This is a genomic window from Pseudoalteromonas sp. OF5H-5 (genome assembly GCF_021530695.1).
In the GTDB taxonomy this organism is placed as follows: Bacteria; Pseudomonadota; Gammaproteobacteria; order Enterobacterales; family Alteromonadaceae; genus Pseudoalteromonas.
In genome coordinates this window covers 168,761-184,253 of record NZ_JAKGBF010000011.1, presented here as the reverse complement: position 1 = coordinate 184,253, position 15,493 = coordinate 168,761, and the positions used below count along the sequence as shown (strand labels likewise).

The 15,493-nt window shown below is 43.4% G+C and carries 18 protein-coding genes; 4 read left to right on the top strand and 14 right to left on the bottom strand.

Annotation, left to right across the window (positions count from 1 at the left end; genetic code table 11):
* The first annotated feature begins 148 nt into the window (after window positions 1-148).
* Window positions 149-1,771: a methyl-accepting chemotaxis protein gene (locus tag L1271_RS16720; RefSeq protein WP_010607563.1), complete on the top strand. Its 1,623-nt coding sequence runs from the start codon at window positions 149-151 to the stop codon at window positions 1,769-1,771.
* A gap of 183 nt (window positions 1,772-1,954) precedes the next feature.
* Window positions 1,955-2,215, top strand: coding sequence for a hypothetical protein (locus tag L1271_RS24955; RefSeq protein ID WP_081489986.1), 261 nt, complete (start codon window positions 1,955-1,957; stop codon window positions 2,213-2,215).
* Here the strand turns inward: L1271_RS24955 and L1271_RS16715 are convergent.
* The 10 genes from L1271_RS16715 to sfsA form a co-directional block, all read right to left on the bottom strand.
* On the bottom strand, window positions 2,105-2,512 hold the full coding sequence (locus L1271_RS16715) for a phosphate ABC transporter substrate-binding protein (RefSeq protein WP_102057510.1): 408 nt from the start codon (window positions 2,510-2,512) through the stop codon (window positions 2,105-2,107). The two genes, L1271_RS24955 and L1271_RS16715, sit on opposite strands and share 111 nt — an antisense overlap.
* A gap of 11 nt (window positions 2,513-2,523) precedes the next feature.
* Window positions 2,524-3,717, bottom strand: coding sequence for a porin (locus tag L1271_RS16710; protein ID WP_227386854.1), 1,194 nt, complete (start codon window positions 3,715-3,717; stop codon window positions 2,524-2,526).
* A 329-nt stretch (window positions 3,718-4,046) separates the two neighbouring features.
* Window positions 4,047-4,277: a hypothetical protein gene (locus tag L1271_RS16705; RefSeq protein WP_010607566.1), complete on the bottom strand. Its 231-nt coding sequence runs from the start codon at window positions 4,275-4,277 to the stop codon at window positions 4,047-4,049.
* Between the two features lie 9 nt (window positions 4,278-4,286).
* Window positions 4,287-5,135 (bottom strand): pantoate--beta-alanine ligase, encoded by an 849-nt coding sequence (panC, locus tag L1271_RS16700; protein WP_102057508.1) that lies wholly within the window; start codon window positions 5,133-5,135, stop codon window positions 4,287-4,289.
* A gap of 85 nt (window positions 5,136-5,220) precedes the next feature.
* Complete coding sequence (gene panB, locus L1271_RS16695) at window positions 5,221-6,015, bottom strand: 3-methyl-2-oxobutanoate hydroxymethyltransferase (protein WP_010607568.1); 795 nt, start codon at window positions 6,013-6,015, stop codon at window positions 5,221-5,223.
* 20 nt (window positions 6,016-6,035) lie between these two features.
* The gene (folK, locus tag L1271_RS16690) at window positions 6,036-6,518 is read right to left on the bottom strand and encodes a 2-amino-4-hydroxy-6-hydroxymethyldihydropteridine diphosphokinase (RefSeq protein WP_010607569.1); all 483 of its coding nucleotides are present in this window, start codon (window positions 6,516-6,518) and stop codon (window positions 6,036-6,038) included.
* Window positions 6,519-7,835: a polynucleotide adenylyltransferase PcnB gene (gene pcnB, locus L1271_RS16685; protein WP_029215927.1), complete on the bottom strand. Its 1,317-nt coding sequence runs from the start codon at window positions 7,833-7,835 to the stop codon at window positions 6,519-6,521. It lies immediately after the preceding gene.
* Window positions 7,836-8,008: 173 nt separating this feature from the next.
* Complete coding sequence (gene gluQRS / locus L1271_RS16680) at window positions 8,009-8,956, bottom strand: tRNA glutamyl-Q(34) synthetase GluQRS (protein WP_102057505.1); 948 nt, start codon at window positions 8,954-8,956, stop codon at window positions 8,009-8,011.
* A gap of 10 nt (window positions 8,957-8,966) precedes the next feature.
* Window positions 8,967-9,410: an RNA polymerase-binding protein DksA gene (gene dksA / locus L1271_RS16675; protein WP_017216564.1), complete on the bottom strand. Its 444-nt coding sequence runs from the start codon at window positions 9,408-9,410 to the stop codon at window positions 8,967-8,969.
* Between the two features lie 174 nt (window positions 9,411-9,584).
* Window positions 9,585-10,304: a DNA/RNA nuclease SfsA gene (gene sfsA / locus L1271_RS16670; RefSeq protein WP_010607573.1), complete on the bottom strand. Its 720-nt coding sequence runs from the start codon at window positions 10,302-10,304 to the stop codon at window positions 9,585-9,587.
* A gap of 76 nt (window positions 10,305-10,380) precedes the next feature.
* Here sfsA and pepB point away from each other — a divergent pair, with 76 nt between their 5' ends.
* Window positions 10,381-11,676, top strand: a complete 1,296-nt coding sequence (gene pepB, locus L1271_RS16665) for an aminopeptidase PepB (RefSeq protein ID WP_102057504.1) — start codon at window positions 10,381-10,383, stop codon at window positions 11,674-11,676.
* Between the two features lie 60 nt (window positions 11,677-11,736).
* Here the strand turns inward: pepB and L1271_RS16660 are convergent, their stop codons facing one another.
* Entirely contained in the window at window positions 11,737-12,156 is a 420-nt protein-coding gene (locus L1271_RS16660; protein ID WP_010378791.1) for a CBS domain-containing protein, read from the bottom strand.
* 137 nt (window positions 12,157-12,293) lie between these two features.
* On the opposite strand from L1271_RS16660, the gene L1271_RS16655 reads away from it, so the two are divergent.
* Complete coding sequence (locus tag L1271_RS16655; RefSeq protein ID WP_235368316.1) at window positions 12,294-12,947, top strand: DUF2987 domain-containing protein; 654 nt, start codon at window positions 12,294-12,296, stop codon at window positions 12,945-12,947.
* 21 nt (window positions 12,948-12,968) lie between these two features.
* Here the strand turns inward: L1271_RS16655 and L1271_RS16650 are convergent, their stop codons facing one another.
* The 3 genes from L1271_RS16650 to L1271_RS16640 all read right to left on the bottom strand — a co-directional run bounded on the left by L1271_RS16650 (window position 12,969) and on the right by L1271_RS16640 (window position 15,487).
* On the bottom strand, window positions 12,969-13,442 hold the full coding sequence (locus tag L1271_RS16650; protein WP_102057502.1) for a GNAT family N-acetyltransferase: 474 nt from the start codon (window positions 13,440-13,442) through the stop codon (window positions 12,969-12,971).
* A gap of 9 nt (window positions 13,443-13,451) precedes the next feature.
* A complete protein-coding gene (locus L1271_RS16645; RefSeq protein ID WP_102057501.1) occupies window positions 13,452-14,195 on the bottom strand; it encodes a divergent polysaccharide deacetylase family protein in 744 nt (247 codons plus the stop codon).
* A gap of 80 nt (window positions 14,196-14,275) precedes the next feature.
* Window positions 14,276-15,487: a S41 family peptidase gene (locus L1271_RS16640; RefSeq protein ID WP_010607577.1), complete on the bottom strand. Its 1,212-nt coding sequence runs from the start codon at window positions 15,485-15,487 to the stop codon at window positions 14,276-14,278.
* Window positions 15,488-15,493 lie beyond the last annotated feature (6 nt).

Genomic DNA, 15,493 nt, shown 5'->3' with positions numbered 1-15,493 from the left:
TATTTTCACACTTATATGTTCCCAGATTGAATAATTTGTTTAAATCTTCATCCTCAGGCGGCAAAAAAGCTGGAAATATTCTATATTTAGTTAAAATTTATAATAAATCAGTCGATAATGAACTCGTCTTACTTCAAAAGGTGTATATATGAGTCTAGGTACTGCTTTTGCTGATCTTAGTATCACCAAAAAGATCCACGCAATTACGCTCGTTGCGGTTGTCGCTTTTGTGGTTATCGTGTTTGTTAATTACAACGCTATTAGTTCTAACCAAAGGGCCTTAAATGAATTAGAGGAGCAGACATACAAAATTCTTAACCTCGCCACAGAAAACGCAAATAAGCTGCAGAATTTAGATGAGCTATTCACTCAAGCTGTAACCTTCGGGGATGCTGAATTATTAGATAAAGCAAAAGAATATCAACAGCAAATCCAAGCTAACTTGCAAAAAATTGAGTCGGTACAAAGTGGCTTTATGCCCTCAGATAATAGCGATGAACTTACGCAGTACGGCAAAATTGCGCAACAAATTGCTGGAGGAATGATAGATGGTACAGCTGATTTTTCTCGTATCCAAGAAGATGCCAAAAAGAAAACTGAAATCTACGAAGGCTTAGTCGCAGATTTTACCAAGGCTAAAACGAACGCGAATGATCGTTTTGTTGAATTACTTCAAAATACCGAAGAGCGCTCAGCAAACGCGCTCACGATAATGTTGATTGTGGCCGTTATTTCTTTACTTGTGCTGGTTTTCTTAGCGGTTATGATCGCAAGAGGTATAGGCAACTCGGCTAAGGATGCGGCGCAAAATCTGAAACTATTAGCGCAAGGGCAGGGTTCTTTGTCCACCACGCTCAATGTGCGCTCTCACGATGAAATTGGCCAGGTATCCATAAACTTTAATGAATTTGTCGGGTTACTAAAAGGGGCTGTTGTTGAGGTGATGAGTGTCGTCGAACCTTTGATGAAAGACTCAAGTCGCCTTATTCAGGGGATGGAAAAAGCTGAGGGGGCAACGAATCAACAAACGCATGACGCGGAAGTAGTACGTCAATCTATGGAAGAAATGCGGTTAAGTGTGGGTGATATCTCTCATTCAGCGTCACAAGCTTCTGATGCTGCTCAGCTGGCCGAACAAGAAGTTGAGCAGAGTAAGCGCCAAATTCAGGTGTCAGTTAACGAATCACAAGCACTAAGTGAAGAAATTAATCATGCAGCAGAGACGATCAATAAGCTAGCTGATGATACACAGAACGTGACGCAAATCTTAAATGTGATCACATCGATTGCAGAGCAAACCAATTTACTTGCCTTGAATGCTGCGATTGAGGCGGCTCGTGCAGGTGAGCAAGGTCGAGGTTTTGCGGTGGTTGCTGATGAAGTCCGCGAATTAGCCTCAAGAACAGCAAAGTCGACCAATGAGATAAGAGAACTTTTAAATGTGCTAACAGAAGCAGCAAATCAAGCGGTGAAAGCAATGACAAGTGCAAGCAGTATGGCAATTAATAATGCTGAAGCTGCTGCACAAACTGGGCAGTCGATTGAGCAGATAGCAGCACAAATCTTGTCAATTAATAGCATGAATGGTCAAATTGCTGCGGCAACGGAGGAACAGACCTCGGTAGCCGCTATGGTAGTAAACAATGTGACATCTATGCACCAGTCTTTCCAAGACACAATGCAAGCGTTGAATGAAGTACAAGACGTTGCTGAGAATCTCCATGTACTGTCCGACAACTTGAAAGATGCAACCTCAAAATTTAGAGTCTAATGCTTTAATTTTTAAACGATAAATAAAAACAGCCACATTAAGTGGCTGTTTTTATTTGATAAGGAATATTAGGGCCTGTTTATCTTTCAAGTTTGCTTTTGCAGCAGTTTGATTGGTATTTATACAAGGCAGAGCCTGCGTAGCATAGTCATTCTATGTGAGTCAGGCGAGAACACAGTAGAAATGCCAATCAAGCGCTGCCCTTTGGGTTCACCTGAGTGCGCTTTGTTCATTGTTGCTCAACTTTTGCCTAGATCACTAGGCGGCAAGTCGGGCGTCGCGACCAAAACCCACTCAGAAGAACAAAAATCAAACAGCAAAGGTCAACAGGCCCTAGTATTTACCAATCACTTTGACGGCACCGGTTACTTTAGTAGCATCGATATAACCAATTGCGTCTGCATTGCTCGAAACAAAATCGATTACCGCTTGATCGCTATCTAGCTTCTTCGGAGGTGTTCCCTTACCGGTGAATACTAATTTAGACCAATGGGCATTTAGCTGAGAGCTAGATTTACCAATCACTTTGTCGTTAAACTCGTCAAATACCGCGTTACCATCCTGATTCACAGGGGTCGCACTACTACCATCGGCAAATGATTTGCTTTTGCCAAGGAATAATTTTTTGATAGTACCATCATCTACAGTAGATGCATTTGCTGAGTTCACGATAACAGCAACATCTGCTAAAACTGCCTGACTGGCTAATAGTAGCCCTAAGGTCATTATTTTTTTAATCATATTAACCTCCGTTAGAATACTAAATCGATACCGAAGCTCAACAGTTCAACTTTTTGATCTGTTAGCGTGTTATCGAATTGGTTTAGTTCAATCTTGAATGCTGCTGACGGATGGAAGTCATAACGTGCACCAATACTCCACGTTTCTGATTCTGCACGAGCGCCTGCAAGCGCACCATTAACAAGTGTTCTTAAATAAGGTGCATTTGGATTGGTTGGATCGGTCGTGACAGGAATGGTTACACCATTTGGAGCGGTGATGGTGAGTGGGACAGAGTTAAACTCGTCGTTGTCATTCTTATCTTCATTGTGTTCGTAGGTTAGGTGGACTGTCCATGCATCAATACGGTAACCGAGGGAAGCGTAATACTGCTGTTGTTTAGCAAGTATGCTGTTATCCACTTCAAACTGAGTGTATTCTGCATCGAACAAGATATCGTTGTAGTCGATAGCAATACCAATCGCGGCAAAGTAAGCATCATCTTTATCGACAGCAATATCATCCGCTTGTTGCGTTAGCCCGTAGCCAGTTAACCCTGCCAATAATCCCGATAGTTCAGGGCTATTAGCTGCGCTAATGCTCGCTTCGGTAGCAAAGTAGGCCGCACGCGCACTGAACCAATCTCTGCTTAGTGTCCAGTTAATACCTACCGTGTTATTTAACTCAGCTTCATCTGAATAGGTAATAGCAACAATTTCGTCATCTACGCTGCCTAAAGCTAGCTGTACAGTGCTTTCCCATTCCCCTAATGTCGAATTATGGATATAACTCAATCCGTTATAGGTGCTAAAGCTTAGGTTATATACAGATTGAGGTGGTTTAACCCAGCGGTATGCATAGCCCACATCTAAAAAGTCAGAATAGCGATAGAATGGTATACGCATTTTACCTGCGCTTATCTGCGAAGAATCTGAAATCGCATAAGTTAAGTATGCCCATTCAAACTCGGCATCAAAGTCATTCTGGCCACGACCTACGATCTGTGCTGTGGCAGTTAGACTTTCTTGTAGATCGGCGGACAGCTGTAAAGCAAATAAGCTACGATTTTCCATATCAAAATCATTATCATAGCCATATAGTGTGTCGTCACTATCTAGCGTTTGACCACCAATAATGGAAGCAAAACCATTAATTCTGATCTCAGCGGCACTTTGAAAACTCACTGTCCCAAGCGCTATCGCTAATGCAATTGCAGATTTTTTCATATTGATTCCCATTTTCTTTGCAAAGAGTCGTGTCTGTAACACGCATTAAAAGCACTGATACTGAGCTCAACAGTCGTGTTACTTTTGTCTTAGAGATTAGAATAAAAACCAGAAATAACAAGTTATTAAGAAAAGTTAGTGCTTACAACCTGCATTGTTTAGTAAATCAAGCCTTAAGCCAAGCTAAGTTGGTGTTGTATGTCTATCTCATCAGACCAGTTTATTGTATCGCAAAATATTCTAAAAAGGTGAATAAAAAATAACTGATGGAGTCAGGAGGTATTTGTATTTAAAAGAATAAAGGGGATTTTTTGCTAAAAAAGAGCAAACTATCGTTTGCTCTCGGTAATTTTTTCAGCCTGTACTTTGCAGGCATTATACTGCTCAATACATTTATCCGTGCATATCTGTAACGACATTGTCTCTGGCGTGTTTTGCATCTCACAGTTGCGCTCGCATTGATAATTCTGTTGTGCACATTGATTCAACTCAGGTGAGATAGAGTTACTACACCCCAGTAGGGTGGTAGAAAGTACTAACAAGGCGAACGCAATTTTCATTATTATTCCTTAGACTGTGACTTGAATATTATCAATCAGTCTGACTTTACCGAGAAAAGCTGCGGCAAGAATGACGAGTTGACTATCCTCGAGTGTAGCAGGTTTCAAGCTATCTTTTTGACAAATGTTAAAATAATCCAACTTTAAACCTGCATTATGCAGCATTTCTGTTGCATTTTTTGTTACCTTCGAAAAATCTTTTTCGCCGTTTTCTAAAGCGCCAGCTGCTGCTTTTAGTGCTTGAAAAAGTACTTTAGCAGTATCTTTTTCTGATTCAGAGAGGTAGCCATTACGTGAGCTCATCGCCAGTCCAGAAACTTCTCTTTGAGTCGCAACACCAATCACTTCAACAGGCATAGACAAGTCTTTCACCATTGTTTTGATGACCTGTAACTGTTGAAAGTCTTTTTCACCAAAGCAGGCAAAATCAGGTTGTACTAAGTTAAACAGTTTAGTGACAACCGTTGCAACGCCACGAAAGTGTCCAGGGCGTGTACCACCACAGTGTCCTTCAGATACTCCCGGCACATCAACAAAACTTTGCGCATTTAGGCCGTTAGGATATATGGTCTCAACGGTAGGCGTAAACACAATATCAGTTTCTAGTTCTGCAAGGCCTTGCTTGTCTTGCTCAAGCGTACGTGGATAGCTGTCGAGGTCTTCGTTCGCACCAAATTGCATTGGATTTACAAAGATACTGACAACGACTTTATCCGCTAGGGTTTTTGCTTTTTCTACTAAGGAAAAATGACCACGGTGAAGGTTGCCCATCGTTGGTACGAAGGCAATGCTCAACCCTTGTTGGCGCCAAGCTTTAATCTGGCTTCGTAACGATTTAATCTCAGTAACTGATTGCATGTTGTACTCTAACTCAATAATAACAATACTAACCCAAACAAAACGCTTGGATCAGACTCAGCGATAAGCATCGCTCATCACAAATTTAATTAAATTCGTGATCAGGCCCCGGGAACTCACCTGATTGCACGTCTGCACAAAACTTTTTCACCGCATCTGGCATGTTGCCAGTTTCGAGCAGGAAGTTCTTCGAAAACTTAGGAATATATCCTGCAGAAATACCAACCAAGTCATGCATAACCAAAATTTGGCCATCGGTTTCTTTACCTGCGCCAATACCAATGACTGGAATTGTCACTGCGTCGGTAATGCGTTTAGCCAGTGCTGAAGGTACACATTCAATCACAATCATTTGTGCACCAGCACGTTCTAACGCTTGTGCATCGGCTATCATCTTTTGCGCTTGTGCTTCTTCACGACCTTGAATTTTAAAGCCGCCAAACACGTGCACTGATTGTGGGGTTAAACCTAAATGACCACAAACTGGGATCCCTTGCTGAGTAAGCAGTGCAATGCTGTCGTAAAGCCATTCACCACCTTCAAGCTTAACCATATTAGCACCAGAGCGCATCAAGGTAGCTGCATTCTGACAGGCTGACTGCGGATCTGAATAGCTCATAAAAGGCATATCGGCGATAACGAATAGCTCTTTACTACCAGCTCTGACACAACGGGTGTGATAGGCAATGTCATCCGTGGTAACGGCTAAAGTGTCTTCACCACCTTGTAAAACCATACCCAGAGAATCACCCACTAAGATGACATCTACGCCATTGTCGTGAAATAACTTTGCAAAACTTGCATCGTATGCGGTGAGGGCTGTTATTTTTGTTCCTTCACGCTTCATTTTGGCAAGTGTTGAGACGGAAATTTTTGCCATGGTAAACCCCTTGGATTGGTTTATTTGAGGATTGTTAATCCGTTAAGTGGTAACTTTTGTGTTAAAGAGCTAAGCTCAGTGCCATCAGGTAATTTGAGTTCTGGTGCTATCTCTAACAGTGGATAGACGACAAATTCTCTTTCTTTCAAGCCGTAATGTGGCACCGTCAGTCTATCACTGTTAATGGTGTCGGTATTAAAAAGCAGTATATCCAAATCGAGCGTGCGCGGTCCCCAGCGCTCAGCTTTGCGTACACGACCATGTTCAAGCTCTATTTGTTGCAACACATCGAGTAAAGATGCTGCTGTTAATGATGTCGCTAGTTTTGCTACGGCATTCACATAATCAGGTTGATCTTGAGGGCCCATAGGTTTTGAGCCATACAGGCTAGAGTGCTGGACAAGCGAGAGGTCTGGATGGGCGGCGAGCACATCGAGTGCTCGCTGTATTTGTGCCATCGGTTCGGATAGGTTTGCACCCAATCCAATGTACGCAATATTCATTTAATCTTCTTTCGGTTTTCTTTTTGGCTTACGTCTATTATAACGACGCTTAGGTTTGCTTTGGTTACCTAAGTTGCGCACCATGTCTTTTTGGCCGGTGACGTCATTCTTGAGGTAGTCAGTCCACCAAGCTGCAAGTTCTTCTTGCTCTTGTTCACCACTTTCAACACGCAATAATAGGAAATCATATGCGGCTTTGAATCTCGGCTGCAAGCTTAGGCGGTATGCACGCTGGCCTGAACGTTTATCTAGGCGTTGTTGAATATGCCAGATATCTCGGGCACCTAAAGTAAAGCGTTTAGGCACTGCAACGTGTTTAGCATTTTCAGCAAGGACGTGATTAATGGCTTGCATAAAGGCATCATATTCATTCATACCTTCGGCCGCGAGCGCTTCGCTTTTAGCTAAAATAGGGAACCATAAAAGTGCTGCATAGATAAATGCAGGGGTTACTTTTTTATCCGCGTTGATACGGCTATCCGTATTGGCAAACATTTGCTGAATAAAGCGACGCTCAAAGTCATTATCAGGCTGTGCTAGGATTTTATCTAACGCCGGGAATAATTGTGCAAACAAGCCGTATTCACGCATCTGAAGAAAGTTTTCTTCCGCTTTACCATTTAAAAATAGCTTTAGCGTTTCTTCGAACAAGCGTGCAGCTGGGATATGCCCAAGTAACGGCGCTAATGCTTTAATCGGAGTGCGGGTCGGCGTAGCAATCTCCATATCCAGTTTGGTTGCAAAGCGGATAGCTCTCAGCATACGTACCGGATCTTCGCGATAGCGAGTTTCAGGATCGCCAATCAGCTCAATTTTACGCGCTTTAATGTCAGCAACACCACCGGCAAAGTCGCGTAAAGTAAAGTCATTGATCGAATAATATAGCGCATTGATAGTAAAGTCGCGGCGCTCGGCGTCTTCTTCAATACTGCCGTAGACATTGTCGCGTAATAGCTGCCCGTGTTCGCTGGCTTGACTTGTCGTGGCACAAGAGTCATCACTTTGATGATGGCCACGCATGGTGGCAACTTCAATAATTTCTCGTCCAAAAACAATGTGCGCAAGGCGGAAGCGACGACCTATTAAGCGACAGTTACGGAAGAGCTTTTTGATTTGTTCAGGTGTCGCATTGGTAACGACATCAAAGTCTTTAGGCTCTATTCCTAGCATGATATCGCGGATACAACCACCAACTAGGTAGGCATCATAGCCACCGTCTTTTAAGCGATAGAGCACTTTGATAGCGTTAGGGCTAAATTGTTTACGAGATATACCATGCTCGCTGCGAGGAATTATCGCAGGTGTCGGGCTGGCCATTTTCACCGTCTCATCGCCTTTTCCAGTTACAAACTGGCGGCAAAAGTTTACAAGCTTGGAAATAATAACTCGTCTCCTGAGCAATCAAGTTTTCTATTCTAGTCGTTGTGAACCACTGCTTTTGTCTTAAAACAGGTCGCATTTAAGGCTCGCTATCATATACTCAAATGAGACTAAATTGAAGTACTTGAAAACAGTGGGCGAAAAGCAAAATCGCCATTTTCTAGAGAGTCTAGTTGAATTTCTTGTACTTTAGGAACGCGATCTAGACTAAAAATGTCAATAGCGTGAGCCAGTAATGCCTCAATATCTTGATAATTATGGAGAGAATCAACTGGCACATACAAATAACGCAGCGCGGCATAAAGGGTTGGTAACGGGTTGCGGTTATCAATAGCTGGAGCATGATTCTGCTTAGATAACTTATATCCGGGCTCTGCGACAGCCAGTGGTACGTGAGCGTACTTAGGTGATGGCCGATTGAGTTGTCGAAATAAACTAATTTGTCTTGCTGTGGGTTCTAGCAGGTCGGCACCACGCACGATATGACTAATCTTTTGCTCTATGTCGTCAACGACCACCACCAATTGATAAGCAAATAAGCCGTCGCGGCGTTTAACGATGTAATCTTCATGCGCAATTGCAGGGGGAATGACAACCGTGCCTTGTATTGCATCATTAAATTCAGTAACTGGACAGCGCTGCTGTAGGCGCAAAGCGTTATCTTGCCAACTTAGCGCTAAAGCTCGGCAATGATTGTTATAAAACCCACCCATTGCTTTAATTTGCCTTCTAGTACATTGACACGCATACACAAGGGAGTCTGATTTTAGTGTCGTCAAATAGGCTTGGTATAGGGCATGGCGCTGCGATTGATAGACAACGTCTTCATCCCAGTAAAGGCCATATGCTTCAAGAGTGGTTAATATATTGTCGGCAGCACCCGCAACTACACGCGGTGTGTCTATATCTTCGATGCGAACGAGCCATTTACCTTGATTGACTTTTGCATCTAAATAGCTACTCAGGGCGGCCACAAGAGAGCCGAAATGAAGCGGTCCGGAAGGCGAGGGAGCAAATCGACCGCGATAGCTCCCAGTTTGCTTTAAGCTTGGGGACACAGGGCTGAGATTATCCTCTGCCTTGTTGTTTTTCTTTGATTTCTGCGAGAGATTTACAATCAACACAAAGATCAGCTGTTGGACGCGCTTCTAAACGGCGAATGCCGATTTCAATACCGCACGACTCACAAAAGCCGAAGTCATCATCTTCGATAAGTTGAAGTGTTTTCTCAATTTTCTTGATTAGCTTACGCTCGCGGTCGCGAGTACGCAGTTCAAGAGAAAACTCTTCTTCTTGCGCTGCACGGTCCACAGGATCAGGAAAGTTTGCCGCTTCGTCTTGCATGTGTGTCTTAGTACGATCTACTTCATTACGTAGATCGGCACGCCATGCTTCTAATATCGCTTTGAAATGAGCACGTTGTGCTTCATTCATGTATTCTTCGCCTGGCTTTTCTTGATAAGGTTCTACACCGGCTTGAGCCAATAACCCTAGTTTTTTCTGGTCTGGCATACCATTCTCCTAAATCCTTAATACATAACCCCAGCTTTCGCCGGCGGGTATAAATAGCAAAATCTTTACCCCTTAGCAAACACTTTTTTACTGCAAATGTCAGCCACTTTTTTCAATGTTTAACTATTTGGGGGAGAAAACTATCACGGCTATATGTGGGCAGCATGAAAAAAGTCAAGCGTAATCAAAAGGAATTTCTTCAATTAATTGTACTTGGTTGTCGTCAATATGCGCTCGGTAAGCAATGATTTCTACCCCATGAGAAATTGCTTCTTTTACTAACGCTGCATATTTTTGATCGATATGGCTGGCTGGTTTGACACAATTTATCCCTGTATGGAGCGCGGCAAACAGTAACACCGCACGATGACCTTGCTGTTTAATGTGGATTAATTCTCTAAGATGTTTTTGACCTCTTAAGGTTTCTGCATCAGGGAAAAAACCTTGCTGTTGCTCGAGCAAAGTCACCGACTTTACTTCAACGTAGCAGAATTGCGAGGATTGTCCATTTTCGAGGTCGCTCAACAAAATATCAATTCGGCTATTTTCAGCCCCGTATTTCACCTCAGTTTGAAGTGTTTTGTAGCCTTGCAGTTGCGTTATTCTTCCTTGCTCTATGGCCTCAACAGACACTTTATTGGCCACCGCTGTATTTACACAAATAAAATGACCATCATTATCTTGCGTCAGCTCCAACGAATGAATGTACTTTCGTTTAGGGTTATCGCTGGTGGAGTAATAGGCCGTAAATCCCGGGTCAGCACAATTGGTCATTCTACCAGTATTGGCGCAGTGTACGGTGAATTCGTCACCACTTGGGGCGCGTAAATCGACAAGAAAGCGTTTATATCGTTTGAGCAAGGTTGCTTGTTGTAATTGCCTAGAAAACTTCATTGGTCGCTTTAGGTTGGGTGTATTTAGTGGCTAGTGTACACTTAACCACACTTACAAGCACAAGAGTGAAAAGAGAATGTCAGAGAAATTTATTGTACGACTGAGTGAAGACGCAAAACCAGAGTATTTATCTGCTGGTGCTGCATTGTCGTTTGAAAAGGACGGTGCTTTTATCCATTTACAACAAGACGAAACGCTGAAGAATATTCAAAAGGCGGCTCGTAGCATCGCACAACAAGGGATTAAACAAGTTCATCTAGAAGGTGGCTTGTGGTGTACTGAATCTCAATGGGCTTTTTATCAAGGTTTTGTGTCACCAAAAGCATTAGATGGTGTGGTGTTTGTTGACAACGACCAGTCAAGTCTTAACGAACTTGATGCACTAAAAGCGTCGGCAACATGGATGCGTCAGATGATCAACGGGACGGCCGAAGATATTTATCCTGAAAGCCTTGCTGGAAAAGCGGCTGAGTTTATTCAGTCATTGGCACCTGAGCATGTTAGCTATCAAATCATTAAAGGCGACGCGCTGTTAGAGCAGCAATGGATTGGTATCCACGAAGTGGGACGCGGCAGTGAGCGTCCTCCTGTGTTGCTTGAGCTTGACTACAACCCAACAGGTAATGATGACGCACCAGTTAGCGCAGCACTTGTGGGTAAAGGGATCACGTTTGACTCAGGTGGCTACTCGATTAAGCCAAGCGAAGGCATGCTTACGATGAAGTGTGATATGGGCGGTGCGGCAACAGTAACGGCTGGTTTAGCGCTGGCTATTCAACGTGGTTTTGACCGTCGTGTTAAGTTGTTCCTATGTTGTGCTGAGAACCTTATCTCAGGCCATGCCTATAAGTTAGGTGATATTCTTACCTACAAAAATGGTACCACAGTTGAAATCGTAAATACCGATGCAGAGGGTCGCTTGGTGCTTGCTGATGGCTTGATGGCTGCCGGTGAAACAGGCGCAGAGCTTATCATTGATGCCGCGACATTAACGGGCGCCGCGCTCGTTGCTGTAGGCCAAGAGTACAATGCGTTATTTGGTTTAGACAAAACACTTGTCGGTGATGTACAGCAGTTCGCGAGTGACGAATTTGAAGCCGCGTGGCCATTGCCTCTAGAAAAGTGGCACCAAAATAACTGTCCATCGCCTTATGCGGATACAGCTAACAGCCGAGCGCAAAAAGGTGGCGGCTTTGGTGGTGCATCAAATGCAGCGGGTTTCCTGTCTCGCTTTGTACCAAACGAAGGTCAAGGTTGGGTGCATATCGACCTTGCGGCTTCTTTCCAAAATAGCGCTAGTGGTCAATGGGCCGCAGGTGCAACGACCTTAGGCATGAGAACCGTAGCGAGAACGCTTCAAGAAAAAGCGTAATCATGCAGTTAGCTGAGTGTATTCCGCGAGACAGTGGAATACACTCGCTTGTTACCACGTTTAAGACAAGAGTGCAGCAGCGAGTCGCACAAAGTCTGATGAAGTCAGTATTCCAACCAATTTGTTTTGCTCGTCTACCACAGGCATACAGCCATGGCGATTATCGACAAAAAAGCGCACCACATCTTGTAGTGATTGGCTTGGGCGCACGCTCGCAAAATCGGTCGCCATAATATCTTGTACTTTTGTTTGCTTTTCTTTTCTGGCAAGCGCATTTGCGCCATAGGTTGCCATTATTCCCATTACCTTGGCGATCATAATCTTTTGCGTGAGCATACCAACTAAGGCTCCTGCTTCGTCAATCACTGGAATGTGACGAACATTTTTTTCTTTCATTAAATTGTGCGCATCTTGCAAGGTATTTTCAGCAATCACTGCGAACGGATCTGGGGTCATTAAATCAGCTACGGTTTGGGTCATCTGCTACTCCTTTTCACTCCATATGCTTATGTTGAGTTTAGCTTGATCTATTTGGCATGTATGGAATTGAGATCAAGTTTTGAACTATTTCTCGAAGAGCTCCTCTTATGAAGACAACAATAAGAAAGGATAACCCAATGAAAAAGTTACTGATGTTAGGTGCTGTTGCGAGCTTACTTTGCAACTCTGTTTTCGCCGCTGAGCGAAGTGTTGAATATGGTGAGATTAATCAAATTCTAGATTTAATCGCCAACAAAGCGCAGTCGCAATATATCTTGTCTAAATTTACAGTGGAAGTGAAGCAGCCTGATATCGCGCTTGAGGATGTTAAACTTTGGCTGGAGCAAGATGACAAGATCATTGCCAACGGTATCATAGACAAAGACGGCAGTATTGATTTACCTATTCTCCCGCAGTCTCGTGCAGATCAAGTTAATTTAGTGATCAATCAAGAAAAAGGTGCCGTTGCGATTCTGGTCAATACCGATATAGCGCCGTTGACTAAGCAGCAGGTTATGTATCGCGATTTGTTTATTCTTTTAGAGGATATGGACGCTTTTGTTGAGTTGATGGCAGGTAGCTTGTCTTGGTTTGCTCCAAGCTTTGATGAACTAGAGTTTACATTTACCGAGCCTGCATCAATTCAGTTTGTGGATGCCAAGGGTAAAACCCAAAAGTTTGTGACGGATGATGAATTTAAGATCCAAATCCCTAATAAGAAAAAGTGGATGAAGCAAAATCCATCCTTGCAATTTAGTGCCTTACCCACGCGGTTTGCGCCCATAGATTAGGGAAGAAAGTTCGTATGCCTGCTAGCAGGCAGGCATACTCTTTTCCATCAGGTAATTAGTTAACACTTCGCCACGAACCTTCACTTGTTGTTCCTTTATCACTTGGAAACCAAAATATTCAAAGAAAGGTTTAGCCGTTTTACTAACATGGGAAAATAAGCGCGTTGTGTTGGTTATTTTGCTGTGTTCTAAGAGTGCGAGCATAAGTGCTTTACCTATGCCTTGGCCTTGATGTTCTGCATGGCAAAAAAAGTGATCAATAAGACCGTCAGCTTGGATATCGGCAAAGCCAACAATTTTACCATTTAGTACGGCGACAAGGGGCTGATTGCTCCTTAATCGGTCTTGCCAGCTTTTATCGACAACGTCGCTATGTGCCCATGCATTAACTTGGCTATTGGAGTAATGCTGTATATTTACCGAGCGTATTGTGTCAAACATAAGCTTGCGTAACACTGCTTCTTCGCCGCTTTGAAATTGTCTGATGATAATCATTGCTAATCTTTATTCTTGGAGCCTTAATTGCCCGGAAATAGCGTGTTGCTCAGCAATTTCTGCAAGTCGTACGTATTTTTGTTCAACCAGTTGAGACACGGGAACAAGTTTGGCATCAATACTTTCAAGCTCAGCTAACTTGGCTGCAAGAAAGGCGGCGGTTTCCTTATATGGGTGCGCAATGATAATAACATGCTCGTGATTATCAAGTAGCTTAAGCATATGTTGCCACTGCTTGTTGAGCGCCTCAGTGGATATATCATTATCTAGAAAGATCTGTCGAGCGACGTTTTTTACGCCGTAAAGGTTGGCAGCATATTGGGCTTGACTGTGGCTAGTGGTACGGCTATCCAAAAAGTATAATCCGCGCTTTTTTAGTATTTCCATTGTCCATTTCATTGGCTCTATTTGTTCTGTTAATGCTGAGCCCATGTGATTGTTTACGCCTTTAACCTGAGGCAGTGTCGATAGCGCATTGCCAAGTGTCATTTGCAACTGCCACTTTTCCATATCGGTGGTTAATGCGCCCGGGCCAAGGGCCTTTTCCGTGTCTTGTGCCTGCATTGGCACATGTAATAAAAGCTCGCGTTGTTGGCGACTGGCTGCAAAGGCAAATTGTTGAGAAAAAGGGGTGTGGGGCAGGATCGAAAAGGTGATCCCACCCGGTAAGGACAGCAACTCTAAGTCACGTTGGTGATTGCCAATATCGTCTATAACAATGGCAAACTGTTTTGCTGGCACTGCAAAAGTCATGCAGGCCAGTATTATCCCGATTATTTTTTTTAGCACACAAATTATTATTATAGTTTACAGCCCTACAGGACCGTTTTTATTTACTGTGATTGAACTAACGCCAGTGCCTTAGGCCAATGCGAGGCAAGTTGTTCAATACCTGTTGTTTTGATTGATTCTTCACCAGTGATTATAGCGCTTTTATCCAACAGGGAAAGCGCTTGTTTGGTAAAATATACATCGGGCTCTATGCCTTTACCTTCAATTGATGTACCTGCTGGTGTGTAGTATCTCGCTGTCGTTAACTTTAATGCAGTAGTACCATTGCCAATTGGGATCAAGGATTGCACTGAACCTTTACCATAGGAACGTAAGCCAACGACTAAGGCACGTTTATTATCCTTGAGTGCGGCGGCTAAAATCTCGGCCGCTGAAGCGGAATTATTGTTGATTAATACCAAAATAGGCGCACCATTTAAAATATCTCCACGCTTTGCAATGTAAGCCTGATTGGCGTCATAGAAGCGGCCTTTGGTCGTGACGATTGTGCCACTGTCTAAAAAAAGATCTGAGATTGCCACGGCACTATTAAGTGTACCGCCGGGGTTGTCACGTAAATCAATAACCAGCTTTTTCAATGGACTACCTAACTGTACTTGTAGTCGGCTTATGTGTCTTGCAACATCATGGTAGGTGTGATGATTAAAACTGTTGACGCTTAAAAAGCCGGTGCCGTCGTTTAAGAGTTTACTGGCGACACTTTCAATGACTATCTCTTGACGTTTAAGCTCAAGTGCAACCAGCTCGTCTTGTCTTAATACTACTAAATTGATGAGATTTTTATTTGCAGCTTTGAGTAGGGCAGACACTTCTTCTATCGATTTGCCCGCAACATTAGCGCCATTGATTGCATGGAGTTTATCACCGCTCTCTATGCCTGCTTGGGCTGCTGGTGAATTGGGCAGGGTATCCAAGATAATCACGTAATTATCTTGCTCTTCGACTTCAATACCAAGCCCTGTGTAGCGTCCATTTGCTGCACTGAAGATGGATTCCAAGTCTTCCTCATTGAGGTATTTAGAGTAGGGATCTAAATTATCGAAGAGGCTCGATAAGTTGCCCGCGTTGTAGCGACTCAGAGGCAAGTCTTCAACATAATAGGTGTGAATATGATACAGAATTTCATCGATTTCTTGAGCCGAGAACTTTTGTGTAGACGCGTGACTAAAAGCGCTAAAACTTAACAAAAGCAGGAAGCTTAATAATGCAACATAGCGCGCTGCGAGCGCGTAAAAACGGGTTTGTCTATTCATGTGCTG

What these genes read in the sequence shown, in the direction of transcription:
- L1271_RS16710 (WP_227386854.1), bottom strand. Translation starts at nt 3,717, where the DNA reads ATGAAAAAATCTGCAATTGCATTAGCGATAGCGCTTGGGACAGTGAGT.
- L1271_RS16655 (WP_235368316.1), top strand. Translation starts at nt 12,294, where the DNA reads ATGAAAAAGTTACTGATGTTAGGTGCTGTTGCGAGCTTACTTTGCAAC.
- L1271_RS16705 (WP_010607566.1), bottom strand. Translation starts at nt 4,277, where the DNA reads ATGAAAATTGCGTTCGCCTTGTTAGTACTTTCTACCACCCTACTGGGG.
- L1271_RS16640 (WP_010607577.1), bottom strand. Translation starts at nt 15,487, where the DNA reads ATGAATAGACAAACCCGTTTTTACGCGCTCGCAGCGCGCTATGTTGCA.
- panC (WP_102057508.1), bottom strand. Translation starts at nt 5,135, where the DNA reads ATGCAATCAGTTACTGAGATTAAATCGTTACGAAGCCAGATTAAAGCT.
- L1271_RS16720 (WP_010607563.1), top strand. Translation starts at nt 149, where the DNA reads ATGAGTCTAGGTACTGCTTTTGCTGATCTTAGTATCACCAAAAAGATC.
- L1271_RS16650 (WP_102057502.1), bottom strand. Translation starts at nt 13,442, where the DNA reads ATGATTATCATCAGACAATTTCAAAGCGGCGAAGAAGCAGTGTTACGC.
- panB (WP_010607568.1), bottom strand. Translation starts at nt 6,015, where the DNA reads ATGGCAAAAATTTCCGTCTCAACACTTGCCAAAATGAAGCGTGAAGGA.
- pepB (WP_102057504.1), top strand. Translation starts at nt 10,381, where the DNA reads ATGTCAGAGAAATTTATTGTACGACTGAGTGAAGACGCAAAACCAGAG.
- sfsA (WP_010607573.1), bottom strand. Translation starts at nt 10,304, where the DNA reads ATGAAGTTTTCTAGGCAATTACAACAAGCAACCTTGCTCAAACGATAT.
- folK (WP_010607569.1), bottom strand. Translation starts at nt 6,518, where the DNA reads ATGAATATTGCGTACATTGGATTGGGTGCAAACCTATCCGAACCGATG.
- L1271_RS16715 (WP_102057510.1), bottom strand. Translation starts at nt 2,512, where the DNA reads ATGATTAAAAAAATAATGACCTTAGGGCTACTATTAGCCAGTCAGGCA.
- pcnB (WP_029215927.1), bottom strand. Translation starts at nt 7,835, where the DNA reads ATGGCCAGCCCGACACCTGCGATAATTCCTCGCAGCGAGCATGGTATA.
- dksA (WP_017216564.1), bottom strand. Translation starts at nt 9,410, where the DNA reads ATGCCAGACCAGAAAAAACTAGGGTTATTGGCTCAAGCCGGTGTAGAA.
- L1271_RS16645 (WP_102057501.1), bottom strand. Translation starts at nt 14,195, where the DNA reads ATGACTTTTGCAGTGCCAGCAAAACAGTTTGCCATTGTTATAGACGAT.
- L1271_RS24955 (WP_081489986.1), top strand. Translation starts at nt 1,955, where the DNA reads ATGCCAATCAAGCGCTGCCCTTTGGGTTCACCTGAGTGCGCTTTGTTC.
- L1271_RS16660 (WP_010378791.1), bottom strand. Translation starts at nt 12,156, where the DNA reads ATGACCCAAACCGTAGCTGATTTAATGACCCCAGATCCGTTCGCAGTG.